Source organism: Maribacter sp. 2-571, assembly GCF_050589625.1.
GTDB lineage: Bacteria > Bacteroidota > Bacteroidia > Flavobacteriales > Flavobacteriaceae > Pelagihabitans.
Map to the genome: position 1 here is coordinate 1 of NZ_JBNGOP010000033.1, position 23858 is coordinate 23858.

Genomic DNA, 23858 nt, shown 5'->3' on the forward strand with positions numbered 1-23858 from the left:
GTAGTTAGTAGTTAGTAGTTAGTAGTTAGTAGTTAGTAGTTAGTAGTTAGTAGTTAGTAGTTAGTAGTTAGTAGTTAGTAGTTAGTAGTTAGAAAAAAACAAAATACAAATGTCAAACACAAATACAATAGCCGATCACATTCGATAATCTTGTACTTGATACTTGAATAAAAGAGTTAGAAAATACAAATGTCAAACACAAATACAATAGCGACCACATTCGATAATCTTGAATTTGACACTTGAACTTGAATTTGAATTATGAACCTATTTGACGTATACCCTTTGTACAACGTAACCCCCGTTTCCGCTGAGGGAATGGTCGTTACCGACGATAAGGGCAAGGAATATTGGGATTTTTATGGCGGACATGCCGTAATCTCCATTGGCCACTCCCACCCGCATTACATCAAGCGGCTTAAAGCGCAGCTCGATCAGATCGGTTTCTATAGCAATGCCGTAAAAAATCCATTGCAAGAGCAATTGGCGCAAAAATTGGGAGTCCTTTCCGACTGTCCGGATTACAACCTGTTTCTTTGTAATTCCGGGGCGGAGGCCAACGAAAATGCTTTAAAGATCGCCTCGTTCCAAACCGGAAAATCAAGGATTATCGCCTTCAAAAATGGATTTCACGGACGTACCTCTGCCGCTGTTGCCGCAACCGATAATGCCAGTATCAATGCCCCGATCAACCAGCAGCAAAAAGTAACGATCGTACCGCTAGATCAGCTCGAAACCTTTCAAAAAGAAATTGAAAAAGGAGATGTTTGCGCGGTAATTTTAGAGGCCATACAAGGCGTAGGCGGGTTGGACGAACCTACCACCGCGTTTTACCAAAACGTGGCCCGGTTGTGCAAAGCGAACCAAGTGATTCTAATCGCTGACGAAGTACAGTCCGGTTTCGGTAGAAGCGGGAAGTTTTTTGCGTTTCAGCATCACGGCATTCAACCGGACGTTATCAGTATTGCAAAGGGCATGGGCAACGGCTTTCCCGTTGGAGGAGTCCTTATCCATAACGACATTCCCGCAAAATATGGAATGCTCGGTACCACCTTCGGAGGAAACCATTTGGCCTGTACGGCAACCTTGGCCGTATTGGAAGTGTTGGAACAGGAAAACCTTATCTCCAATGCGGAACGGATTGGCAAGTACTTTTTTGAAAAGGCCGCAATGTTTCCACAGGTAACAAAAATTAAGGGTCGTGGATTAATGTTGGGGCTTGAATTTGACTTTGAAGTGGGCGAACTCCGCAAGAAATTGATTTACGACCATCGTATTTTTACCGGTGGTGCCAAAAACAAAAAGGTGTTGCGCATTTTGCCGGCCCTAAACATTAAAGAAGCACAGATCGATATATTTTTTAACGCCTTAAAAAAAGCGCTACGGTGAACAAACAACTACAACTAGCAGAACGGAACAACGTATTGTTGTTAATGGCACAACTCGTTACGGGTGCGGCTCCCGAGCTTCTCGAAGCCAATAAAAAAGACCTGGACGCCTACAGTGGGAACGATATTGCCATGCGCGACCGGTTAAAGGTAGACGATGAAAAAATAAAAGGCATGGCGACCTCTTTGCAGCAATTGGCGGCAGCGGCAGATCCTTTGGGTGTGGAGCGTTTTGCCTTTACCCATGAAAATGGAATGGAAGTCAGCAACAAAACGGCCCCTTTTGGCACGGTATTGATCATTTATGAATCCCGGCCCGATGTTACCATAGAAGCTGCGGGAATCGCGTTTAAATCGGGAAACAAAATTCTGCTCAAAGGAGGAAAGGAATCGCTCAACAGTAATCTGGTGTTGATTGGCCTATGGCACCGCGCACTTAAAGAGGTAGGCTGCGCAACCGACTGGGTACAGTACCTCCGGTTCGATCGTACGCAAACCCAAGCGTTTCTTCAAAACCCGACACAGCGGGTAGATCTCATCGTGCCCCGTGGCGGGGAGCGGCTTATCGCCTTTGTAAAAGAAAACGCCAGCTGTCCGGTAATCGTAAGCGGACGAGGCAATAATTTCGTGTATGTAGATGGCGAAGCGGATCTGGAAATGGCACTGGACATCATTATCAATGCAAAAACCACAAAAATATCGGCTTGTAATGCCTTGGATAAGGTACTTATTGCCGCGGACCTTCCCAGAAAACAGGAGTTTTTAATGCAGCTGATACAAGAATTGAAAAAAAGAAAGGTGACCCTCTTTGCAGCGGACCAGCTTATCGATCTGGAAGGGACAACCCCATTGCCCGATGAAGCGATGTGGTATGAAGAGTTTTTGGATTATAAAATCGTAATCGGTCAAGTACCCGATGTGTATTCCGCAATCGACAAAATCAACACTTTTGGAGGTGGGCATTCCGCAGCGATCATTACCGCAGACGCTGAAAAGGCCGATACCTTTATGACCGCTGTCGATACCGCTGCTGTGTATCACAACGCATCTACCCGTTTTACGGATGGGGGACAGTTCGGACTCGGTGGGGAATTGGCCATCAGTACCGATAAACTACATCAAAGAGGTCCTATCGGACTGCAACATTTGGTCACTAATAAATGGTACGTCACCGGAAACGGACAAACCAGGAACTGATATTGTATAAAGGTGTAGCATGGTAAAAAAAAGAATATTGTTGAAAGTAGGGTCCAATACCCTGACCAAGGAAACCGACCATATCTCCCGCGGAAAAATCGAGGATATCGGTAGACAGATTGCCAAACTTAAAGATGATTATGAATTCATCATTGTGAGTTCAGGGGCCATCGCCGCTGCAAAACAGTTTGTAAAATTGGAACACAATGGAGAAGAAATTAATGTAAAACAGGCTTTAGCGGCAATAGGGCAACCCCATTTGATGCGAATTTTTCAAGAAAATTTTAGGGAGTTGGGACTGTTTACCTCTCAATGCCTACTATCCTATGCCGACTTTGAACAACCCGACTCCAAAGCCAACATTCGGAATACCATCAACGTTTTGGTGGCAAACAACTGTATTCCGATCATCAATGAAAACGATACCGTTTCTACTGCCGAAATACAGTTCGGGGACAATGACAAGCTCGCTGCACTGACCGCGGCATTATTGCAGGTAGACCTATTGATGATCGCGACCAATACCGATGGCATCTATACCAAAAAATCCCTTGCCGAAAAACATCCGGCAACTATCGATACGGTTACGGACATTAACGCATTACAACAGGAAATCAGTTCGGAAAAATCGTCTCATGGTACGGGAGGAATGCAATCCAAGATCGAAGCGGCCACCATTGCCCAAAATGCGGGGATAGCCACCTGGATCGTAAACGGTTTAAAGGAGAATTTTATCATCGACAGTTTGAACGGAAACGCAAAGCACACCAAAATAAGTACGACATGAATTATCTTTCCCTAGCAGCTATCGACCATTTGCCCACCTGGGTAAACGAGGCCAGAAAATTAAAATCGGACCCTTTGGCCCATAAGGCCCTTGGAACGGGAAAAACCTTATGCCTTTTATTTTTCAACAACAGTCTGCGCACACGATTGAGCACCCAAAAAGCTGCGATGAACCTGGGCATGGACACGATGGTCATGAATTTTGGGGGTGAAGGATGGGCCCTTGAATTCGAGGACGGTACCATAATGGACCAGGGAAAGGCCGAGCATATCAAGGAAGCGGCACAAGTAGTATCCCAGTTTTGCGATATTGTTGCCATTCGTGCATTCGCCGGTTTGGAAGACAAAGAAAAAGACCAAGCGGAAATTGTGTTGAACGGCTTTAAAAAATATGCTACGGTACCGGTAGTGAATATGGAAAGTTCGGTAGGGCATCCGCTTCAGGCCCTGGCCGATGCCATTACCATTGCCGAAAACCAAAAAACGGTCCGGCCCAAGGTGGTACTTTCTTGGGCACCGCATCCCAAGGCCCTCCCGCATGCCGTGGTGAACTCCTTTGTTGAAATGATGCGGCATCAGGAAGCCGATTTCGTCATTGCCCACCCCGAAGGATATGCCCTCGACCCTAACATAACCCAAGGCGTACAGAGTACCCATGACCAACAAGAAGCATTGAAAGGGGCCGATTTTGTATACGTAAAAAACTGGAGCAGTTTCACCGATTATGGTGCCGTGCTGAACCAAGACCCCGATTGGATGATCACCGAAGAAAAGTTGGGAAAAGCCTTTTTTATGCATTGCCTTCCGGTACGCAGAAACGTTGTGGTGGCCGATGCCGTTATGGATAGCGACCGATCGCTGACCATTTCCCAGGCCAACAACCGTACCTATGCCGCCCAGATCGTTTTAAAGAAAATTTTAGAAGAGGGCCGATCTTAAAAGCATTTGGCATTAAACCATAAGTATCCTATGAAACCATTAGTATCCGTAGTAAAAATCGGGGGGAACGTTATCGGCAATGATACCGAGTTAGCGACCTTCCTAAAACGGTTTGCCGCGATCAAAGGGCATAAAATACTGGTGCATGGCGGCGGCGCCCTAGCGACCGAGCTTGCGGCAAAATTGGGTATTCCTTCAAAAATGGTGCAGGGAAGGCGCATTACCGATGCCCAAAGCCTAGAGGTGATCACCATGGTGTATGCCGGGCTCACGAACAAAAAAATTGTAGCCAAACTGCAGGCAAACGGCTGCAATGCCATTGGATTGAGCGGTACGGATGCCAACCTGATACAGGCGCACAAACGACCGGTAACCGACATTGACTACGGCTTTGTAGGAGATATTGACGGCGTGGCCACCAAAACGGTATCCCAACTCTTGAAAGCGGATCTGAGTCCTGTTTTTTGTGCACTTACCCACGACGGTCACGGACAGTTGCTCAATACCAATGCAGATACCATTGCGGCGGAGCTCGCCATTCATATGAGTCGTTTTTACACCACCACGCTCTATTACTGTTTTGAAAAAAAGGGTGTACTAAAAGATATCGATGACGAAAATTCGGTCATCGAACAGTTGGATAACCGATCTTACACCCGATATAGGGCCGAAGGCGTGGTTGCCGACGGAATGATACCGAAATTGGACAACTGCTTTCATGCCCTGGAAAGGGGCGTAACAAAAGTATGTATCGGAGACACCGCAATGATTGCGGATACTCAAAACAAGTTTACGACCATTACCTTTTAATATGACCCAAACAGCACTTACAGAAAAGGCACTTTCCCTTCTAAAGACATTGATTTCCATACAATCGTTTTCTTCCGAAGAGGATAAAACGGCCGATGCCATAGGAAACTGGCTCAGGGATTTTGATATCCCCTTTGAACGGGTACACAACAACATCATTGCAAAAAACAAACATTGGCAAGACGACAGGCCCACACTCTTGCTAAATTCGCATCACGATACGGTAAAGCCGAACAAAGCCTATACAAAAGACCCTTTTCATCCGCATATCGAGGACGGGAAATTGTATGGCCTGGGCAGTAATGATGCCGGTGGGGCCTTGGTATCGTTATTGGCAACCTTCGTTCATTTTTATGCCGACGAAAACTTGGGCCATAACATTCTTATGGTGGCCTCCATGGAGGAAGAAAATGCGGGTCCGAACAGTTTAAGGGGACTGCTTCCAAAATTGCCCAGCATAGCTGTCGCCATTGTTGGGGAACCTACCCTAATGCAGTTGGCCATTGCCGAAAAAGGACTAGTGGTGTTCGATGGTACGGTAAAGGGAACCCCTTCGCATGCCGCGCACCCCAACACCGACAATTCCATTTACAATACTATCTCCGTTTTGGAATGGTTTAAAAATTACCGCTTCGAAAAAAGTTCCGAGGCCTTGGGGGACGTAAAAATGACCGTTACCCAAATCAATGCGGGTACCCAGCACAACGTGGTGCCCGCCCAAGTAAATTTGGTGATCGACGTACGGGTCAACGATGCGTACACGAACCAGGAAATGGCAAACTTGTTAAAAGCGGAGGCACCCTGTGAACTACAGGAGCGAGGATTAAAACTGAATTCCTCTAAAATTGATAAAGACCATCCTTTGGTGCGTTCGGGCTTGGCCTTGGGAAGAACTACTTACGGCTCCCCTACCCTTTCAGATCAGGCCGCGCTCAGCTGTCAATCGCTAAAATTGGGCCCTGGGGACAGTACCCGTTCGCACTCGGCGGATGAATATATTTACGTAGATGAAATAACGGAAGGAATCGATCTGTATATTCAGATTTTAAAAGGATTTCTCAAACAATAAAACACCAACGCGGATACCGGGTACTCCGGTACTTGATTTTTGAACATGAACTTGAACATATGACATGAGCCATAACAATTCTTGATACCAAGCGAAATGATTATTGGCGAATTACATGTGACCATTAAAAAACATTAAATATAAACACATGAAACTTTGGGACAAAGGCTTTAGCACCGATCAAAAAATAGACCATTTTACGGTAGGGAACGACCGTGAACTCGATTTGCTGTTGGCCAAATACGACGTCATCGCTTCCAAGGCACATGCAAAAATGTTAGGTTCCATAGGAATACTCCAAGGTGAGGAAACGGAAGACCTGTTGCGGGAATTGGACGCCATTGCCGATACCATTGCTAAGGGCACCTTTGTAATAGAGGATTCTTTTGAGGATATGCACTCTAAAATTGAATACCTCCTTACCGAGAAATTGGGCGATACCGGAAAAAAAATCCACACCGCCCGCTCCCGAAATGATCAGGTTTTAGTGGCCATGCACTTGTACCTTAAGGACGAGCTCACGGAGATCAAGGAACAGACAAAAGCGTTGTTCGAATTATTGTTGGATTTGGCGGAAACCCATAAAGCGGTTCTGCTGCCCGGGTATACCCACCTGCAAATTGCCATGCCCTCCTCTTTCGGACTTTGGTTTTCGGCCTATGCCGAAAGTCTGATCGACGACCTCTATTTCGTAGAGGCCGCTTATAAGGTTGCCGATCAAAACCCTTTGGGCAGTGCCGCGGGTTATGGTAGTTCGTTCCCTATAGACCGAACGCTGACCACTCGTGAGATGGGTTTTGAAACCATGAAATACAATGTGGTCGCCGCACAAATGGGTCGCGGAAAAGTGGAGAAGGCCACTGCATTCGGACTGGCCAACATCGCCGCAACACTCTCCAAAATGGCCATGGACATCTGTTTGTATATGAGTCAGAATTTTGACTTTATCTCCTTCCCCGACGAACTGACCACGGGTTCCAGCATCATGCCCCACAAGAAAAATCCGGATGTTTTTGAACTGGTTCGCGGCAAGTGCAACAAGCTGCAATCCATTCCGAACCAGCTGACCTTGGTCATCAATAATTTGCCCAGCGGCTACCATCGCGACCTACAACTGGTAAAGGAAATTATTGTTCCGGCCATTCAGGATATGAAGGCCTGTTTGGAGATACTGACCTTTAGCTTAAAGGAAATACGGGTAAACGATACGATATTGGACCATTCCAAATACGATTATCTTTTTAGCGTGGATACCTTGAACGAGTTGGTGCAAAATGGCATGCCTTTTCGGGATGCTTATAAAAAGATGGGGCAAGAGATCCAAGCGGGTACCTTTGTACCCAAACGAGACACTGTGCATACCCATGAAGGAAGTTTAGGAAACCTGTGTTTGGACGAAATCCGAAATAAAATGAAGGAGGGATAACGGAAAATATCAAATGACCTATTGGCAAAACCGCGTGCAGCAGCTTCATCTTCCTTTTTCGGTACGGCCCGAAGGAGAAAATAGGATTACGGTAAAAGAGTAGTCCGTTCTAAAAGAAACGATCAATTGATCATTCCCAGGTTAATGACCTCTTGATCGGTCAAATAGCGCCAGTGGCCCCTAGGCAGGTCCTTCTTGGTCAGACCGGCGTATACCACACGGTCCATTTTTACGATTTCGTATTCCAAGGTTTCAAAGATTCTTCTTACAATATTATTTCTACTGCTATAAATTTCAATGCCGACCTCGGTCTTCGGGGCTTTTTCTACAAAACTGATTTCCTGTACTTTTACCACCTTATCATCCACCGCTAATCCTTCCTGAATTTTCTTAAGATCCATACTGCGAAGTGGCTTGGTCAATTCGATATGATAAATTTTACGCAGTCCGTTCTTTGGACTGTTCAGGCGTTTGCTCAATTCTCCGTCATTGGTGAACAGTTGCAGCCCCATACTCGGTTTGTCCAATTTCCCAACGGGCTTCAATTCCGATTTAGAGGCTTGCGAAATGAGGGAAAGCGCGGTACGCTGTCCACGTTCGTTTCTACCGGTTACGGCAAAATCCTTTGGCTTGTTCAACAAAACATATTCGCGTTTGGCGGGGTTCAGCAAACGGCCGTCAAATTTCACCTCATCGGTACGCTTCACCTTGAATCCCATTTCTGTAACCGGTTTTCCGTTTACGGTTACACTGCCCGCAGCGATATAGATATCGGCCTCCCTACGCGAACATACCCCCGAATTGGCGATATAACGGTTTAAACGCATTACATCGGGATTGGATTCGGCGGCCGGTGGCTGCACTCGTTTTTTATCGGAAACCTTCCCTTTTACGAACGTTCTCTCCCGGGGCGCACCCTTTTTTCCCGACTGTTTTTTATTTTTGAACGAACCCGACTTGGCCATGTGTCTATTTTTTGGCAAAGGTAATGTTTTCGGTGGCGTAGACACTAGAATACCAACTGCTAATTAAAACGAGCCATTCCAAAGCCGAAAACAGAAGGGCATTTGTATTCCAATAGGTGTTTGGAATTCCGTTCTGTTATGGCACCTCCTAAGCTTATGAGAATCCAAGGTCATAGGAATTCTACCGACCTCGCCCACAGTATCGAACACCATCGAAACTCGTCATAAATGGTCGTCCCAAAATCATTGGCATGTTCGTTTTTAGTCCCTTGAACTACTGCAATTATTCCGATCCACCAACGTTATATAGCCACAAGCAATACCATACCGCATGAAAGCCACTATCATAAAAAGACATCCATTCTACTCGCTCTTTGTTACCATTTTAATAGTGGTATCGTTACTAGGGTGCTCCAAAGGGGATACTTCCGGTGAGACCGTAGCCGTTAACAATCCATTGGAAAACCCTGAAAACGGACCGGCCGCAGGAAACCCGGACGGGAACGCTACAATACCCTTGGAAGCAGGGCTAGAGGATGTAACCGATCCTGACACCATTATCGGAAATGGTACGCCGGAAAGCTGCGATTGCGATGCCGTAATCGATGCCGTGGCCAAAGGTGGTAAAATAACATTCGACTGTGGTGCCGATCCGCTTACCATAACCATGGACAGGACGGCAAAAGTGGTGAACGCGGCAAATGACGAAGTGGTTATCGACGGCGGCGGATTAATTACGTTGAGCGGTGGCGGTGCATCAAGAATCCTTTATATGAATACCTGCGATCAAGACCAGGGCTGGACCACGGCACATTGCCAAAATCAGGACCATCCTCGACTAACCGTGCAGAACATTACGTTTGCGGACGGGAACTCCATTGGTGAAACCGAATATGACGGAGGAGGGGCCATATGGGTACGGGGAGGCAGATTCAAGGCGGTAAACTGCCGTTTCTTTAACAATGTGTGCGCAGGCACGGGACCGGATGTTGGAGGCGGTGCAATTCGCGTTTTTAGCCAATACGAAAATCTACCCGTTTACATCGTTAACAGTACGTTCGGCGGCGGCGAGGGATACGGTAATTCCGGTTCCAACGGAGGGGCCATCAGTAGTATTGGTGTTTCGTGGACCATTGTCAACAGTCTTTTTTCGCACAACACCGCAATCGGCAATGGAGGAAACCCATCACAGTCCGGAACACCGGGCGGTGGCAGCGGTGGAGCGATCTACAACGACGGCAATACGATGACACTGACCGTTTTGGGAACTTCCATCGAGCGGAACGAGGTGAATACGCATGGATCATCCATTTTTTTCGTAAGCAACGATCATTCCGGTAACATCAGAATAGACAATTCGGTAATTCGGAACAATATCGGAGGCAGCTGGTATCCCGTTCATCCCAGCATTTCCATGCATGATGATACTCCAATCGAGGTTACCAACTCCACCATTGAGTAGAAAAAGGATATTTTTTAGTCCCGAAGTTCAATGGTAGACTGCCGTTCCCGATTTACGGATAAACGGGTAACATCGGGTCGCGAATAATGGCCCACCGGATCAAAGTTTTGCCGTTCCTCATAAACGCGGTTAAAATCCAAGGTTTCATAGATCAACCCTTCGGTATGGAGCACGGGTTCCACGATCCATTCCCCATCGGGTCCGGCGATACAACTACCGCCATTGGCCAATACCTCGGGAGCGTTTTCTTTAAGTTGCGCAAGGTGTGGCGTGTTTTCGGGGAAGGCCGCTTTTGTCATCAACGACGAAACGGACAGCACAAAACTGCGCGACTCCCTTGCTATAAAACGGGTAATATCCTTGGTATTATGATTACTGCCCGGCCATACGGCAACATGCAGATTTTCACCCTGGCCGTACAAGGCGGCGCGGGGCAACGGCATCCAGTTTTCCCAACAATTGAGGCCGCCTACGGTAAATTGCTTGAGCGGGTGTACTTGAAGTCCATTTCCGTCGCCCGGAGCCCATGTCAACCGTTCGTCGTAGGTAGGCTGTAGTTTGCGATGTACGGACTTTATTGAACCGGTCGGGTCGATATACACCAAGGAACAGTAAATGCTATGTCCGCCCCGATCTTTAGGACGTTCCATCATTCCCAAATAAATGGCGATTCCGTGCTTTTTGGCCAATGCACATAGCCCATTAAGCTCTCCGGCCTCGATCTGTATGGAATTGCGCACATAATGCGCATGCAGTTCCTTGTTTACCTTCAAATCCCATTTGGCGCCCTCGGTCCATGCCAACCAAAAGGGATATCCGGGCAGCAATGCCTCTCCAAAAACGATAAGCTCGGCACCTTCGGCCGCAGCGGCAATTACATGCTCCTCAATTTTATGTAGGGTTCCTTTTTTGTCGAACCAAACGGGTGTAATTTGAGCTAGGGCTACCTTTAAGTGATTTTCCATATACGCAATCGGTCTATAACGAGATCTAGGTCTATTAAAACAATACTGAACACTCCAAAAACAATAATGAGTTTTAAAATGTTATGCAACCAAACATACTCCTTTTTTGTATTGGAACGCCATAACAAAACCAAAAAAAGTAGGAGTACGCCCATGCATGCCTTAAAATAATAATCCATTCGACCGACATTAAAATTTTCGATCAACAACCATGAGGGAAGCAAGGTCAACAAAACGACAACGGTGATGACCACCTTAGAGATTACCGTACCGTAAATGATGGGTATGGTACGATACCCGTGGGCCAGGTCACCGGCAATATTTTCCAGGTCTTTGATAATTTCCCGTGCCAACATTAAACAAAAAAGAAAAAGGGCGTGAACGAAAATGTCGGTCTGAAAATTTTTGTAGTACACAAAAACCGCAAAAAAAGGAGCAATAGACAGGGTTACGGAAACGACATTACCGACAAACGGTACTTTTTTCAACTTATGCGAATACAGCCATATTCCAAAAATATACGCGGAGAAGAACAGCACCGCCCTGAAGGATACATAACTGGCGACAAAAACGGCCAGCAAATTGAGCAAAAAGTAGGTCGTCAATTTAAACCGCTGGCTAACCAAGCGATCTAACATACTCTTGCGGGGTTTGTTGATCAAGTCTTTTTCCGCATCGTAAAAATTATTGATGATATAGCCGCTTGCGATAACCAGGGAAGAGGCCAAAACGATGAAAAAGAGATTGAGGTCAAAAATAATTTTACCCAAAGGCAGGTCCGGCGATAAAATAAATATGGAGGCCAAATACTGTGCTACCAAGATTATGAGCACATTATACCCCCTAACGACCGAAAAAAGGCTCAATACTTTTAAAAGTAAGAGCCTATTCTTTCTGCTGAGCATGAATTTTTGATTAGAAGTTGTATACCACCTCTAAATTGTAGTCCTTCAACGCTTTTTTTGCTTTTTCGATATCTTGGGTGAATCCGAGAATATAGCCACCTCCACCGGAACCGCAAAGTTTTAAGTAATAATCGTTGGTGTCGATACCATTTTTCCAAAGGTCATGGAACTTGGCAGGTATCATCGGTTTAAAGTTGTCCAACACTACGTTTGATAATTGTTTGAGGTTTCCAAAAAGGGATTTGAAATTTCCTCCTACAAAATCGTCAACACAGGCATCGGTATGTTTTATAAATTGGTCCTTTAGCATGCTTCGGAAGCCTTCCTGCTTCATTTTTTCCATAAAAATCTGTACCATAGGGGCCGTTTCACCGGTTACCCCACTGTCCAAAAGAAATACGGCACCTTTACCATCAGTATTCTGCGAAGGAATACTGGTCGACTCTATATTGTCTTTGGAATTGATTAAAATGGGCAGGCTCAAATAGCTGTTCAACGGATCTAATCCGGAAGATTTTCCATGGAAAAAAGACTCCATTTTTCCGAAAACCCGTTTCAATTTCAACAGTTTCTCCCGGGTAAGGTTTTCCAATACGGTAATCTTATCATTGGCATACTTATCATAAATAGCGGCAACCAATGCCCCGCTACTCCCTACACCATATCCCTGCGGAATTGAACTGTCAAAATACATTCCCTGTTCCACATCGCGCTCCATGGCCTCCATATCAAAGTTCACCAAATCGGGAAACTCCTGCTGCATACCTTCAAGATATCGAACATAATCCCGAAGGGCACGATTAGATGTTTTAGCGTTATCGTCGGCGTTCGCATCCGACTTTAAGGCTCCCTTAAAAAAGTTATAGGGAATGGATAGCCCTTTGGAATCCTTGATAATGCCATATTCTCCAAAAAGAAGAATTTTTGAGTAAAATAATGGTCCTTTCATTGTTTGGTACTGCGACAAGGGCAAAACCCTTGGTTTTGTTTTACGAATTTACAAAATTGTTCAACAATTACCTGTTAAAGATAAACAAAATTGCGCTCATATACGACTCAGCTCGTTATACGGTCGTTTATTGGTTACTATAGGAACGCTCCCATTTTAAATTACGTATCCCGATTTTCTATATTGCCCACTTTTTTGGCACCCTGCCCTACCGCATCGCAAAGGTGATCTCCTTTTTCGCAATAGGTCAAAAGCGCATCCTTTATAAAATCGTAGACCGCTTTTTTGTCCTTTTCGGGATACAGCACATGAACGTTCGCGCCGGCATCCAAGGTAAAACCTACCGGGATATCAGTGCTTTTTCGAAACTCCCAAATCCGATTAATGATTTCCAAGGTATTGGGTTTCATTAAAATAAAGTAAGGGACACTTGTCATCATCATCGCATGGAGCGTTAACGCCTCGTTTTCGACGATATTGATAAACGCCGATAAATCACCCGTAGCCAAAACATCCTTGAGTCTACTAAGGTTAGCGTTCGCCTGTTCAAATCGTGACGATGCAAAGGCATGGCCCTCCATCAACTGATGTCCAACGCTGCTACTCACTTGCTTTTGACCTTTGTCCACCAACAAAATAGTATCCATATAGTTTTCAAAAACAGGATGGATCACATCCGTATGGGGAATCCCAAAAAGATCGGAACTTCCTTCAAATCTCGAATGTAAGCCCCACTGCACCAAAGGCCCATCAATGCTCCTGCACGCGCTTCCCGATCCTAAGCGGGACAAAAAAGATGCTTTACGCTTAAAATAACTGTCCTCCATTTCAGGACACAGTTCACGTTCCAAATCCACCAAACAGAGCGCCAAGGCGGACATGCTACTTGCCGATGAAGCGATGCCGCTACTATGCGGGAAGGAGTTTGAACTTTCTATTTTGAATCGGTATTGTTTTAAAAAAGGCAGGTACGGATAAATCCGCTCAAAAAACTGGGCGATTTTCGGGTGAAAGTCCGGCTTCTCTTCACCTTCGAACAGTAGATCAAAATCAAAAGATGCGGCCGGGGCATTTTTTCTTTTATAGGTAAGCGCCGTTGTTGTAGCTGCGGCATTTAAGGTGAAGCTTATCGACGGATTTGCCGGAATCTGATTTTCCATTTTACCCCAGTACTTTACTAAAGCAATATTACTAGGAGATTTCCAGATTACGGTCCCTTCCCGCTTTTCTTGGGAATATGCCGAGGGAATAAAGTCGGTAGCGATCATGAAAAATCATTTTTTGCAAAGATAGTTTTTAAGCTGTTCTTCGCTAGCGGTCCCTAAAATAAATCTTACCTTAGTTAAGGTAAAGGTAAATTGGCTATCTATGGAACCGAGTTGAAGGCAAATCAAGTCCTTGCCAGACAGCACGAATCGTTTAAAAGGCAAAAACTGAAAAACAAGCTACTTTATATCGTTATTTCCGTTATCATCTGCCTGGCGGTCGGGTTTTTGTCCGGTTTTGCCACGCAAAGTTCGGTCGGCACCTGGTACGTTACCTTGAACAAGCCCAGTTTTAACCCCCCGAACTACCTGTTTGCCCCGGTATGGACGGCACTTTACTGTATGATGGGCATTGCCGCGGGAATCGTTTGGGCAAAAGGGTTTTACCACAGGTGGGTAAAAACCGCATTGTACCATTTTGGATTCCAATTGCTTCTAAACGCAAGTTGGAGCATTATTTTCTTTGGTTTACGGGAACCTTTTTGGGCGTTCCTTATCATTATCGTTTTGATCGGAGCGCTATTACTGACCATACGATGGTTCAATGTAGTGAGCAAACTCGCAGCGTTGTTGCTTATTCCCTATCTGGCATGGGTTTGTTTCGCCGCCCTTCTCAATTATAAGATATGGGTATTGAATTGATCCTGGCGCCTATCGTTCCGCAAAAGAATATTGATTTTACCATGCACGGACCGTTACACTCCGGAAAGCTCCAGTATTTTTTGCATGGTTTTATGATTGCGTGCCGTGACCTCAACTTTTAATTTTCTTTCCAGAACGGCGGCATTCAGTTTGGCGTTCCCGTATCCCTTAGTACAGTAGAGGTACAAACAATCCGTTCCCAGCGCAAACTTTTCATTGGGATAGGCTGCTTTTTCGAGTACCGAAAAAGAAACGGTGGGCCATTGTTTCAGCAAGAGGTAATACATTTGGGATTCCGTAAAATTGGAGGCACCGACAAACGGATTTTCGGTCATCATACTGCGCAACTTCCCCTTGCTGCGCAAAAGCACCGGAACGTCAAAACCAAAGGTTTTCTTTATTCCCATTTCAAGGGTAGCGGACAATTGCCCTTCATTCGACAAGGGTCCGTTAAAAACAACATTTCCGCTCTGGATATAGGTAATTGCATCGGCATACCCCAATTTGGCAAAAAGCGTTCTCAGTTCCGCCATGGGAACGCGCTTATGCCCTCCAACGTTTATCCCCCTTAATAGTGCAATATAGGTTTCCATCTCAACGCTTTACAATTGCCTGGGCCGCCACGTAGGCACTTGTCCAAGCATTTTGAAAATTGAAGCCGCCGGTTATGGCGTCCACGTTCATGATCTCTCCCGCGAAATAAATGTTTTTCAACAGCTTGCTCTCCATGGTCTTAAAGTTGACTTCCTTTAAATCGACACCGCCGGCGGTAACGAACTCCTCTTTAAAAGTACTTTTGCCGTCTACCTGAAACGTACAGGCCGTTAGTTGCTCCGCTAAATTTTGCAATTGTACTTTGGACACATCCGCCCAGGTTGTCGTTCGTTCCAGTCCTGCGCTTTGCACCAAGTTGGTCCATAATCTTCTCGGTACGTTTACCGCTTTTGTACGCAGTACCGTTTTTTTTGCTTCCACTTCCTTTATCTTCATCAGATAGGGAAGCACCTGCGCCGGATTAAAATCGGGAAGCCAGTTTACGCGTATTTTAAACCGATACCCGTACTCGTTCAAAACCTTTGCGCCCCATGCCGACAGTCGTAAGATCGCGGGACCACTAAGCCCCCAATGGGTAATCAACACGGGGCCTTCTTCCTCCAGTAGCGTTTCCGTTGCCTTTTGGCTACGCAAGGTAATGGTAATGTTGGGGTTGAATACCCGTTTCACCATGATGGACACTCGGGCCGGCGTACTCAAACCCGGAATTCCATTAATGCGTTCGTCCTTTATATTAAAGGTAAACAAGGAAGGGGTGGGCGCTACGATCGTATGTCCCAAGTTTTTCAATACCGTCCAAATCTTTGGATTGCTCCCTGTGGCCATCACAATTTTTTTGGTAGTATAGGCATGTTTGATGGTCGTAATCTCCCAAATCGGATTTCCATTATCCCCGAGCTGGACGATATCGGTTACCGAACTGTGTTTTAAAACCTGTACCCCCAAACGGTCGGCTTCGCCCGTAAAGCAATCGATAATGCTCTGGGAGCTGTCGGAAACCGGAAACATTCTTCCATCCTCCTCAATTTTTAAGGGAACCCCACGTTCTTCAAAAAAGGCCATAGTATCGCCCGTGCAGTAGGTGTGAAAAGGCCCGAGCAGCTCTTTTTCCCCTCTCGGATAGTTTTTGACCAATGTTCCGGGGTCGAACTCGGCATGGGTAACGTTACAACGTCCTCCACCGGAAACTTTTACTTTTGCGAGTACGTTCTTTCCCCGCTCCAAGATCGCGACCTTTAAACCGTTATTTCCCGATGCAATATGAATGGCCGCATAAAAGCCCGCCGCCCCGCCGCCAACAACGATTACATCGTACTTTGTACTCATTTGGAACAGTCCATTATCGAACCCTTTCGGGATAGTTAGTGATGATGCCGTCTACGCCCCATCGTTTGGCGCCATTGATGTGGTTGTCGGTATTAACGGTCCAGGTATAGATCTTAAACCCAGCATCCCTGATGGTATTGCAGATTTCTAGATCCAGTGTGGTAAAATCAGGATTTATGGCCACTGCACCCAGGGTCTTCGCGACGGCAATGGCATCCAGCGGATTTTCTTCGGTCAACACGGCGATGGCAATTTCGGAATCGATTGTTCTCATATCCCGTAGTTCGTCCCAGTTAAAACTAGAGATAATGATATTTTGGGCATCCCATCCGTGGTCTTTTTCAAACACTTTTACGATACGGTGTACTTCTTTTGCGGTGCCCGCACCTTTTAGCTCTATATTGAGCAGTACCTTGTTGTCGATAAGCTGCATCACCGCTTCCAGAAGCGGAATGGAATGCCCACCTTCCAAGGTCAATTTTTGAAGGTTCTTTAGGGTATATTCCTCAATTTCTCCGGTACCATCGGTCAGGTCGTCGACCGTGTCATCGTGAAAAACAACGGTTTCCCCGGTGGCAATGCGAAACACATCGATTTCGATGCCGTCCACACCCAGATCCAATGCTTTTTGCACGGAGGCCAGGGTATTTTCCGTTTCGTGCCCCATAGCACCACGATGTCCGATAACCAATGGTCGATGTACGTCCATACAACTGTTTAATGTGAATACGGCGGCAATGACCCAATGTGCATACCTGCCCATAAGTTACTTATTTAATGGTAAAAATAAAGGATTCCAGGGGAGCGATCTGTACGGTGATCTTTCCGACCCCGTCAGCAACGACAAGTTCGTTTTTTCCGTGATACAGCGCATCTTCAACTTCATAGGTACCCTCCGCCATATCCCATTTTTTAAGAAGGTCGCCCGGCACTTTAAATTCGAGGTCATATGACTTCTCGGCGTCAAAATTGGACAGCACGATTAACTTTTCTTCCGAAGACCATCGGGCATAGGAAAGCAACCGGTGATCATAACCGGCCGTATGGTCCTTGTTAAAAAAATGAAGTTCTTGATAGGCTCCCATCAATGCACTGCTCTGAAGGGTAACGTTCAAGAGACGCTTGTAAAAATCCCGTAGCGCTTTTTCGTTTTCGTGTAGCTGTCCGCCATCGAACGCTTTGTTATTCACCCATCGCTGATGGTGCGGAACCCCGATGTAATCGAAAATAGAAGTTCTTGTGGGTTTTCCGAACCCGGCATCTTCCGCTGCGGGCTCCCCTACTTCCTGACCAAAATAGATCATGATCGGGGCGGTGGTCATGGTAGCGGAAACCACCATGGCCGGTTTTCCCCTTTGTGCGTCCCCGGCAAAATCGGGACTGGCGATTCGTTGCTCGTCATGGTTTTCCAAAAAATGCAAAAGGTGGTGTTCGATGTCCTCCGTATTTCTCTTGACCACGGGAATATGGTCCGTCCACCCATGGCCCTGCATGATATGTTTTAGGGAATCGTACATTTCCACCTTATCGTACAGATAATCCATTTTCCCCTTTTTAATATAATTTCGATACTCTGCGGGGTTATATACTTCGGCCAATAAAAAAGCTTCGGGGTTTATATTTTTGATATGGGAGTTCATGTAGGACCAAAATTCCACGGGAACCATTTCGGCCATATCGAACCGAAACCCATCCACTCCCTTGTCCAACCAGTACAATGCGATATCCTTGAACTTCACCCAGGATCCCGGCACCTTTTTATCCGACCAAAATTGGTAGTGTGCCGCTACATTTTCGGTGTCGTATCCATCGGGAAGCACGTCAAAATCATAGCTGCCATCGGGCCGTACCCCATAATTTATTTTTACCGTCTCGTACCAATCGTTACTATCGGGCCGTGCCAACCGGGAACCGTTTCCGGTCCATTTGGCAGGAATTTCATTGAATCGATCATCTGCCAAGGGGTGCGGTTTCCCTCCAAGTGGGCGATAGCCGTTACGCCATTCCGGCACTTGAAAAACGGTATCGGGAATGTAATAAAAATCATTGTCCCTAGCGTATGCTACTCCGGTATCATCCTTGGCACCGAAAGGTTCCAGACCTTCGGGAGTGGAAGTACCTTCGTAATTTCGGGCGACATGGTTGGGTACGATATCGATCAACAACTTTAATCCCGCCTTGTGCGTTCTTTGGATCAGGGCTTCAAACTCGGCAAGTCGTTCTGCAGGGTTCTCGGCCAAATCGGGATTTACGTTGTAGTAATCCTTAACGGCATACGGGGAGCCTGCCCGACCTTTTACGATATCGGGGTCGTCATTGGAAATTCCGTATTCCGTATAATCGGTAATGACATCGTGGTGCGGCACACCGGTATACCAAATATGGGTGACGCCCATTGCCTTTATTTCCTGTAAGGCCTTCTCGGTAAAGTCGGAAAACTTACCGACCCCGTTTTCTTCCAAGGTTCCCCATGGGATGTTGGCGGTATTGGTATTTCCGAACAAACGGGTAAACACTTGGTAAACGACCTGCTTTTTTTTGCCGGGAACTTCCTTTTGCATCTTGTCTTTTTCGGTTTTACAGCCCAAGGCCAGTATACAGCCCAACAGCACCATGTATCCTAGTTGCCGTCCCATATTACAGGGTGGATACTTCTTCCGGGTTCAAATGTAAAGGTTTCCCGTGCAATAGTATGGTCAACGGCCGGGTTCCTTCCAAGGTAAAGCTGGCCTCTTGGTTTTCGACCATTACTTTTACGATTTGATCGCGAAAATTTACCTTGAACGAATAGGACTCCCATTGCTCCGGAATTTTAGGGGCAAAGGACAGCATATCGTCAACAATCCGCATGCCGCCAAACCCTTCTACGATACTCATCCAGGTACCGGCCATTGAAGTAATATGCAAGCCTTCTTCCACCTCCTTGTTGTAATCGTCAAGATCTAAACGCGACGTTCGGAGGTAAAATTCATACGCCTGGTCCATTCGATCTAACTTCGCCGCTTGAATACTGTGCACGCAAGGCGACAGCGAGGACTCGTGTACGGTAAAGGGTTCATAAAAATCGAAGTGTTTTTCCAGATCTTCAACGGTAAAATGGTCTTCGAAGAAATAAAAGCCCTGTAGCACATCGGCCTGTTTGATGTAGGGCGATCGCAGAATTCGGTCCCAACTCCATTTCTGGTTGATGGGCCGTTGTGTTTTATCCAGATCGGCAACGGTAATCAGTTCTTTATCCAAAAACCCGTCCTGCTGTAAAAATACATCGTGCTCCTTCGATCTTGGGAAGTACATGTTGTCCGCAACCTCTTTCATTAAAGCGGTCTCCGAATCGGTGATGCCGGTTTTTGTAACGATACGCGCATGGTCTTGGGCGTATTCTTCCTTTACTTTTTGCAATTGTTCCAAAGCGTAGGAAATACACCATTTTGCCGTATAATTGGTATACCAATTATTGTTCACATTGTTTTCATACTCGTTCGGACCGGTTACGCCAAGAATTACATATTGGTCCTTATCCTTGGAAAAGGTAGCCCTTTGCTGCCAAAAACGGGCGATACCGATAAGCACTTCCAGTCCCATTTCCGAAATATAGGAATAGTCGCCCGTAAAGCGGTAATAGTTGTAAATGGCAAATGCTATGGCGCCGTTCCGATGTATTTCCTCAAAGGTGATTTCCCATTCGTTATGGCACTCCTCCCCGTTCATGGTTACCATAGGATATAGGGCCGCACCATTGGAAAAGCCGAGCTTTTCGGCATTTTCAATGGCCTTTTGCAAATGGTTGTACCGATATTGCAACAGGTTACGGGCCACTTTTTGGTCCTTGGTGGCCATGTAGAACGGTATGCAATAGGCTTCGGTATCCCAGTAGGTACTTCCCCCATACTTTTCCCCGGTAAACCCTTTTGGGCCAATGTTCAAACGGCTGTCGGTACCGAGATAGGTTTGATTGAGTTGAAAAATATTGAACCGGATACCTTGTTGCGCCTTAACATCCCCCGATATGGTAATATCGCTCATTTCCCATATGGTCGCCCACGCGTTGCGCTGTAGTTCTAAAAGGGACTCAAAACCCAATTCGGTCGCCTTTTGAAGGGCTTCTTGTGCCGCTTCGATCAAATCGCCCGTTCCATGGTTTCGAGAAACGGTGTACCCTCCAAATTTATGCAACGCCACGGTACCGCCCTGTGATACCTTTTGGGTATAGCGATGGGAAACATAGGTGTCCTTAGTGGTTTTCTCGGAAGGAGTGTCCGTATGGCGCCCGTTGTAATACACCTTGGACTCCATAAAGGTACAGGTGTCAAAGTTCGTTTTCATGGTATGCGCGGCGATAAAGGCCTGCGCTCCAATAGAAGTTACCTTGGTGGTGTTCCAAAACTGATCGTCCCAATTGGTATCATGATTTTTGATACCACTATCCAAATACGGTTCAAAGACCACCTCAACATCGTCATTCAAAGGGGTTACCTCAAAGGCGATCGCCCCTATTTCATCGATTTCCAAACTTAAAAAACGGGTTACCGCTACTTGCACCGCAATGCCGTTCGGCAATGTGGCCCGAAAAGTACGGGAATACCATCCCTCTTTCATATTGAGCTCCCTTCGGAAATCCGAAATCTCCGTACAGCTGTTCAGATCCAAAGCGGTTCCGTTCACTACCACATCTATTCCGATCCAGTTGGGGGCATTCAGTACTTTTGCGAAGTATTCGGGGTAGCCGTTCTTCCACCAACCCACACGGGTTTTATCAGGGTAATAGACACCTGCAATGTAACTTCCTTGGAAGGTATCACCGGAATACCGTTCCTCAAAATTGGCACGTTGCCCCATGGCACCGTTACCGATACTGAACAAACTTTCCGACGATTTTACCTGTTCCTTATCGAACCCCTCTTCTATGATACTCCAAGCATCCGCTTTTATATAGTCTTGATTCATACGCTTAAAAATAAGTGGGCACCTACGGCAAACCGTTTTGCCCATGACATGCCGTCAATTGGATTATATGCTGTTATTTGTTTGCCAACGCATCTAAAAACGTTAGGTCTATTTCCGTAAAATCGGTGAAGTTATGATCGGCTTCGTGCAATACGTCGGATTCCCCGATACCGATACTTACCATTTCCGCCGCATTGGCGGCAGCGATACCGGCCACGGCATCTTCAAAAACCACACAACGATCGGGAGCTACATTCAGCTGTTGTGCCGCAATCAGGAACACCTCTGGATCCGGTTTGGCCTTACTAACCGAATTGCCGTCCACTATGGTATCAAAATACGATAAAAGCTTCACTTTTTCCAGTATCGGCCTGGCATTTTTACTCGCCGACCCCAATGCTATGGGCGTTTTGTTACTTTTCAGATGTTCCAATACTTTAGCGACATCGGGTAAAATTTCCGACGCGTCCATCTTTTCGATATGCGCCAGATAATCTTCATTTTTTTCGACCATCCATGCATCGAACTGTTCTTGGGAAACGCTACGGCCGCCCATTTCCAATAAAATTTCAAGGCAACGTTTTCGGCTTACCCCTTTGAACTGTTCATTATCTTCTTTCGTAAATTCGATACCGAGTTCATCGGCCAATTTTTTCCAGGCCAAATAATGGTATTTGGCGGTATCTACGATAACGCCATCCAAGTCGAATATAAATCCGGTGGTGTTCATGTACTATTGTTCTAGATTATTACTGTAGGTCGACACTGTTTGAAAGGAAGACCCCATTTTAGTTTTCGAGAAGTTTTCTACCTGATGGTGCACATGCAATCCAAAGGGATACATTTTTTGTTAGCGCCAATCTGAAAAAAACAGTACTAGTGAGAAGTAGTTAAAGTCGTTGATGGGTCAAATATAAAAAAAAATCGATCTGCTCCCTTCTTTGGAACATTCAAATTAGCAGTTTGTTCCGTGTTTAACATTTTTGGACGGTTTGGAGCACTTTTTGATTTCCAAGACATGAAGTCATTTGGTGGAATCCCTTTCTATCAATTCGGTTTTGATCACCTTTAGTTCAAACTGCTCTTCCTCCTCCTCCACTTCCAAGCGATGTATCAACATATTCGCCGCGTTCTTGCCCATTTCCAGGCCGTGTTGACTAATAGTGGTAAGGGTGGGACGTGAGTTTTGGGAAAGCACCCCATCGGAAAAACTGATGACCGAAACGTCCTCCGGAATCCGTATCCCCTTTTGCCGGGCCACGTTCAGGGCCGTAATCGCGAATATTTCGTTCACGGCGAAAATACCGTCAATATCGGGGATTTCGTCAAAAATTTGATTCAACTCCGACTCCAGCGTTTTTCGCAATAGCTCTGCATCGGTCTGGTCCTTGATCTTTACGATAAGCTCGGGGCTAGCCATCATATCGTTTTCTTTCAGTGCATCCAAATATCCCTGGGTACGCAACCTACCAATGTTAATATAATCCTGCGTGGTCAACAACAATATTTTTTTACTGCCCGTATCGATAAGTTTTTGTACCGCTTTTTTGGAACTGTCCCGATCATCGACCACCACTTTATCGCAGGCGATCTCGTGCATTACCCGATCGAACATAACTATAGGAATTCCCTGGCTGATGATCTCTTTTAAATGATGGTAGTCCTGTTTCAATAGCGTCTCCTTGGACAGCGACATGATAAAACCATCGATACTGCCGTTCACCAGCATGTCCATGTTGATCACCTCCTTGTCGAACGATTCGTTGGACACCCCTATAATTACGTTATACCCTTTGGCGCTGGCAACGGCTTCAATACCGGCAATGACCTTGGCAAAAAAATAGTGGACGATTTCCGGAATGATCAGCCCGATCGTCTTTGTTTGTTTGTTCTTTAAACTCAGTGCTATATTATTGGGACGGTAATTATAAAACTTGGCGAAAGCCTGTATTTTCTCCCGGGTATCCTTGCTTATGGCCTTGTCGTCATGCAGCGCTTTGGACACCGTTGAAATCGATACATCGAGCTCTTTTGCAATCCGTTTAAGGGTCATTTTAGGTTTCATAACAAAATATCTTCGTTCGTTTTAGGTCCGGAGGGAACCTTCCCCACTTGCTTTTTCGGCCTACAAGTATTGTCAGTATTGCGAATTTCGGCGCTCAAAAACTACAAAGCTATCAAAAATTATAGCGAAAAATAGAAAAATGGCAATGACCAGTGCTTTTTTAAAAAGATTAAACAAAACCAAAAGTTATTCACATGAAA

21 protein-coding genes are annotated in these 23858 nt (G+C 45.9%); 9 read left to right on the top strand and 12 right to left on the bottom strand.

Features of this window, described 5'->3' with window-relative positions; all coding sequences use genetic code 11:
* Nucleotides 1–261 precede the first annotated feature (261 nt).
* From ACRD7P_RS18425 to argH, 7 genes are all read left to right on the top strand, one after another.
* Nucleotides 262–1389 carry an aspartate aminotransferase family protein gene (locus ACRD7P_RS18425; protein ID WP_430909183.1) on the top strand — a complete coding sequence of 376 codons (1128 nt, stop codon included), beginning with the start codon at nt 262–264 and terminating at the stop codon, nt 1387–1389.
* Complete coding sequence (locus ACRD7P_RS18430) at nt 1386–2585, top strand: glutamate-5-semialdehyde dehydrogenase (protein ID WP_430909184.1); 1200 nt, start codon at nt 1386–1388, stop codon at nt 2583–2585. The genes ACRD7P_RS18425 and ACRD7P_RS18430 overlap by 4 nt, the downstream gene beginning before the upstream one ends.
* Before the next feature lie 19 nt (nt 2586–2604).
* Nucleotides 2605–3372 carry a glutamate 5-kinase gene (proB, locus tag ACRD7P_RS18435; RefSeq protein WP_430909185.1) on the top strand — a complete coding sequence of 256 codons (768 nt, stop codon included), beginning with the start codon at nt 2605–2607 and terminating at the stop codon, nt 3370–3372.
* Nucleotides 3369–4310, top strand: a complete 942-nt coding sequence (locus ACRD7P_RS18440) for an N-acetylornithine carbamoyltransferase (protein ID WP_430909186.1) — start codon at nt 3369–3371, stop codon at nt 4308–4310. The genes proB and ACRD7P_RS18440 overlap by 4 nt, the downstream gene beginning before the upstream one ends.
* A 30-nt stretch (nt 4311–4340) precedes the next feature.
* On the top strand, nt 4341–5120 hold the full coding sequence (argB, locus tag ACRD7P_RS18445) for an acetylglutamate kinase (protein ID WP_430909187.1): 780 nt from the start codon (nt 4341–4343) through the stop codon (nt 5118–5120).
* A 1-nt stretch (nt 5121) separates the two neighbouring features.
* Nucleotides 5122–6189, top strand: a complete 1068-nt coding sequence (locus ACRD7P_RS18450) for a M20 family metallo-hydrolase (protein WP_430909189.1) — start codon at nt 5122–5124, stop codon at nt 6187–6189.
* 148 nt (nt 6190–6337) lie between these two features.
* Nucleotides 6338–7615, top strand: a complete 1278-nt coding sequence (gene argH / locus ACRD7P_RS18455; protein ID WP_430909191.1) for an argininosuccinate lyase — start codon at nt 6338–6340, stop codon at nt 7613–7615.
* A 122-nt stretch (nt 7616–7737) separates the two neighbouring features.
* On the opposite strand, the gene ACRD7P_RS18460 is transcribed toward argH, so the two are convergent.
* A complete protein-coding gene (locus ACRD7P_RS18460; RefSeq protein ID WP_430909193.1) occupies nt 7738–8580 on the bottom strand; it encodes a pseudouridine synthase in 843 nt (280 codons plus the stop codon).
* A gap of 331 nt (nt 8581–8911) precedes the next feature.
* Between ACRD7P_RS18460 and ACRD7P_RS18465 the strand changes: the two genes are divergently transcribed.
* A complete protein-coding gene (locus tag ACRD7P_RS18465) occupies nt 8912–10042 on the top strand; it encodes a hypothetical protein (RefSeq protein ID WP_430909194.1) in 1131 nt (376 codons plus the stop codon).
* 14 nt (nt 10043–10056) lie between these two features.
* On the opposite strand, the gene ACRD7P_RS18470 is transcribed toward ACRD7P_RS18465, so the two are convergent.
* The 4 genes from ACRD7P_RS18470 to ACRD7P_RS18485 form a co-directional block, all read right to left on the bottom strand.
* Nucleotides 10057–11007, bottom strand: a complete 951-nt coding sequence (locus ACRD7P_RS18470) for a carbon-nitrogen hydrolase family protein (RefSeq protein ID WP_430909195.1) — start codon at nt 11005–11007, stop codon at nt 10057–10059.
* Nucleotides 10992–11912, bottom strand: a complete 921-nt coding sequence (locus ACRD7P_RS18475) for a geranylgeranylglycerol-phosphate geranylgeranyltransferase (RefSeq protein ID WP_430909197.1) — start codon at nt 11910–11912, stop codon at nt 10992–10994. The genes ACRD7P_RS18470 and ACRD7P_RS18475 overlap by 16 nt, the downstream gene beginning before the upstream one ends.
* A 10-nt stretch (nt 11913–11922) precedes the next feature.
* Complete coding sequence (locus ACRD7P_RS18480) at nt 11923–12861, bottom strand: mevalonate kinase family protein (RefSeq protein ID WP_430909198.1); 939 nt, start codon at nt 12859–12861, stop codon at nt 11923–11925.
* 161 nt (nt 12862–13022) lie between these two features.
* Nucleotides 13023–14129: a diphosphomevalonate/mevalonate 3,5-bisphosphate decarboxylase family protein gene (locus tag ACRD7P_RS18485; RefSeq protein ID WP_430909199.1), complete on the bottom strand. Its 1107-nt coding sequence runs from the start codon at nt 14127–14129 to the stop codon at nt 13023–13025.
* 165 nt (nt 14130–14294) lie between these two features.
* Between ACRD7P_RS18485 and ACRD7P_RS18490 the strand changes: the two genes are divergently transcribed.
* Entirely contained in the window at nt 14295–14768 is a 474-nt protein-coding gene (locus tag ACRD7P_RS18490) for a TspO/MBR family protein (protein WP_430909221.1), read from the top strand.
* Nucleotides 14769–14821: 53 nt separating this feature from the next.
* Here ACRD7P_RS18490 and ACRD7P_RS18495 read toward each other — a convergent pair whose 3' ends face one another.
* From ACRD7P_RS18495 to ACRD7P_RS18525, 7 genes are all read right to left on the bottom strand, one after another.
* Entirely contained in the window at nt 14822–15361 is a 540-nt protein-coding gene (locus ACRD7P_RS18495) for a DUF1697 domain-containing protein (RefSeq protein WP_430909200.1), read from the bottom strand.
* A gap of 1 nt (nt 15362) precedes the next feature.
* Nucleotides 15363–16649, bottom strand: a complete 1287-nt coding sequence (locus ACRD7P_RS18500; protein WP_430909201.1) for an NAD(P)/FAD-dependent oxidoreductase — start codon at nt 16647–16649, stop codon at nt 15363–15365.
* 13 nt (nt 16650–16662) lie between these two features.
* Nucleotides 16663–17412 (bottom strand): glycerophosphodiester phosphodiesterase, encoded by a 750-nt coding sequence (locus ACRD7P_RS18505; RefSeq protein WP_430909202.1) that lies wholly within the window; start codon nt 17410–17412, stop codon nt 16663–16665.
* Nucleotides 17413–17419: 7 nt separating this feature from the next.
* Entirely contained in the window at nt 17420–19285 is a 1866-nt protein-coding gene (locus ACRD7P_RS18510) for an alpha-amylase family glycosyl hydrolase (protein ID WP_430909203.1), read from the bottom strand.
* Between the two features lies 1 nt (nt 19286).
* Nucleotides 19287–21593, bottom strand: a complete 2307-nt coding sequence (locus ACRD7P_RS18515) for a glycoside hydrolase family 65 protein (protein WP_430909204.1) — start codon at nt 21591–21593, stop codon at nt 19287–19289.
* A 73-nt stretch (nt 21594–21666) separates the two neighbouring features.
* On the bottom strand, nt 21667–22323 hold the full coding sequence (pgmB, locus tag ACRD7P_RS18520) for a beta-phosphoglucomutase (protein WP_430909205.1): 657 nt from the start codon (nt 22321–22323) through the stop codon (nt 21667–21669).
* A 294-nt stretch (nt 22324–22617) separates the two neighbouring features.
* Nucleotides 22618–23658 carry a LacI family DNA-binding transcriptional regulator gene (locus ACRD7P_RS18525; RefSeq protein ID WP_430909206.1) on the bottom strand — a complete coding sequence of 347 codons (1041 nt, stop codon included), beginning with the start codon at nt 23656–23658 and terminating at the stop codon, nt 22618–22620.
* Nucleotides 23659–23858 lie beyond the last annotated feature (200 nt).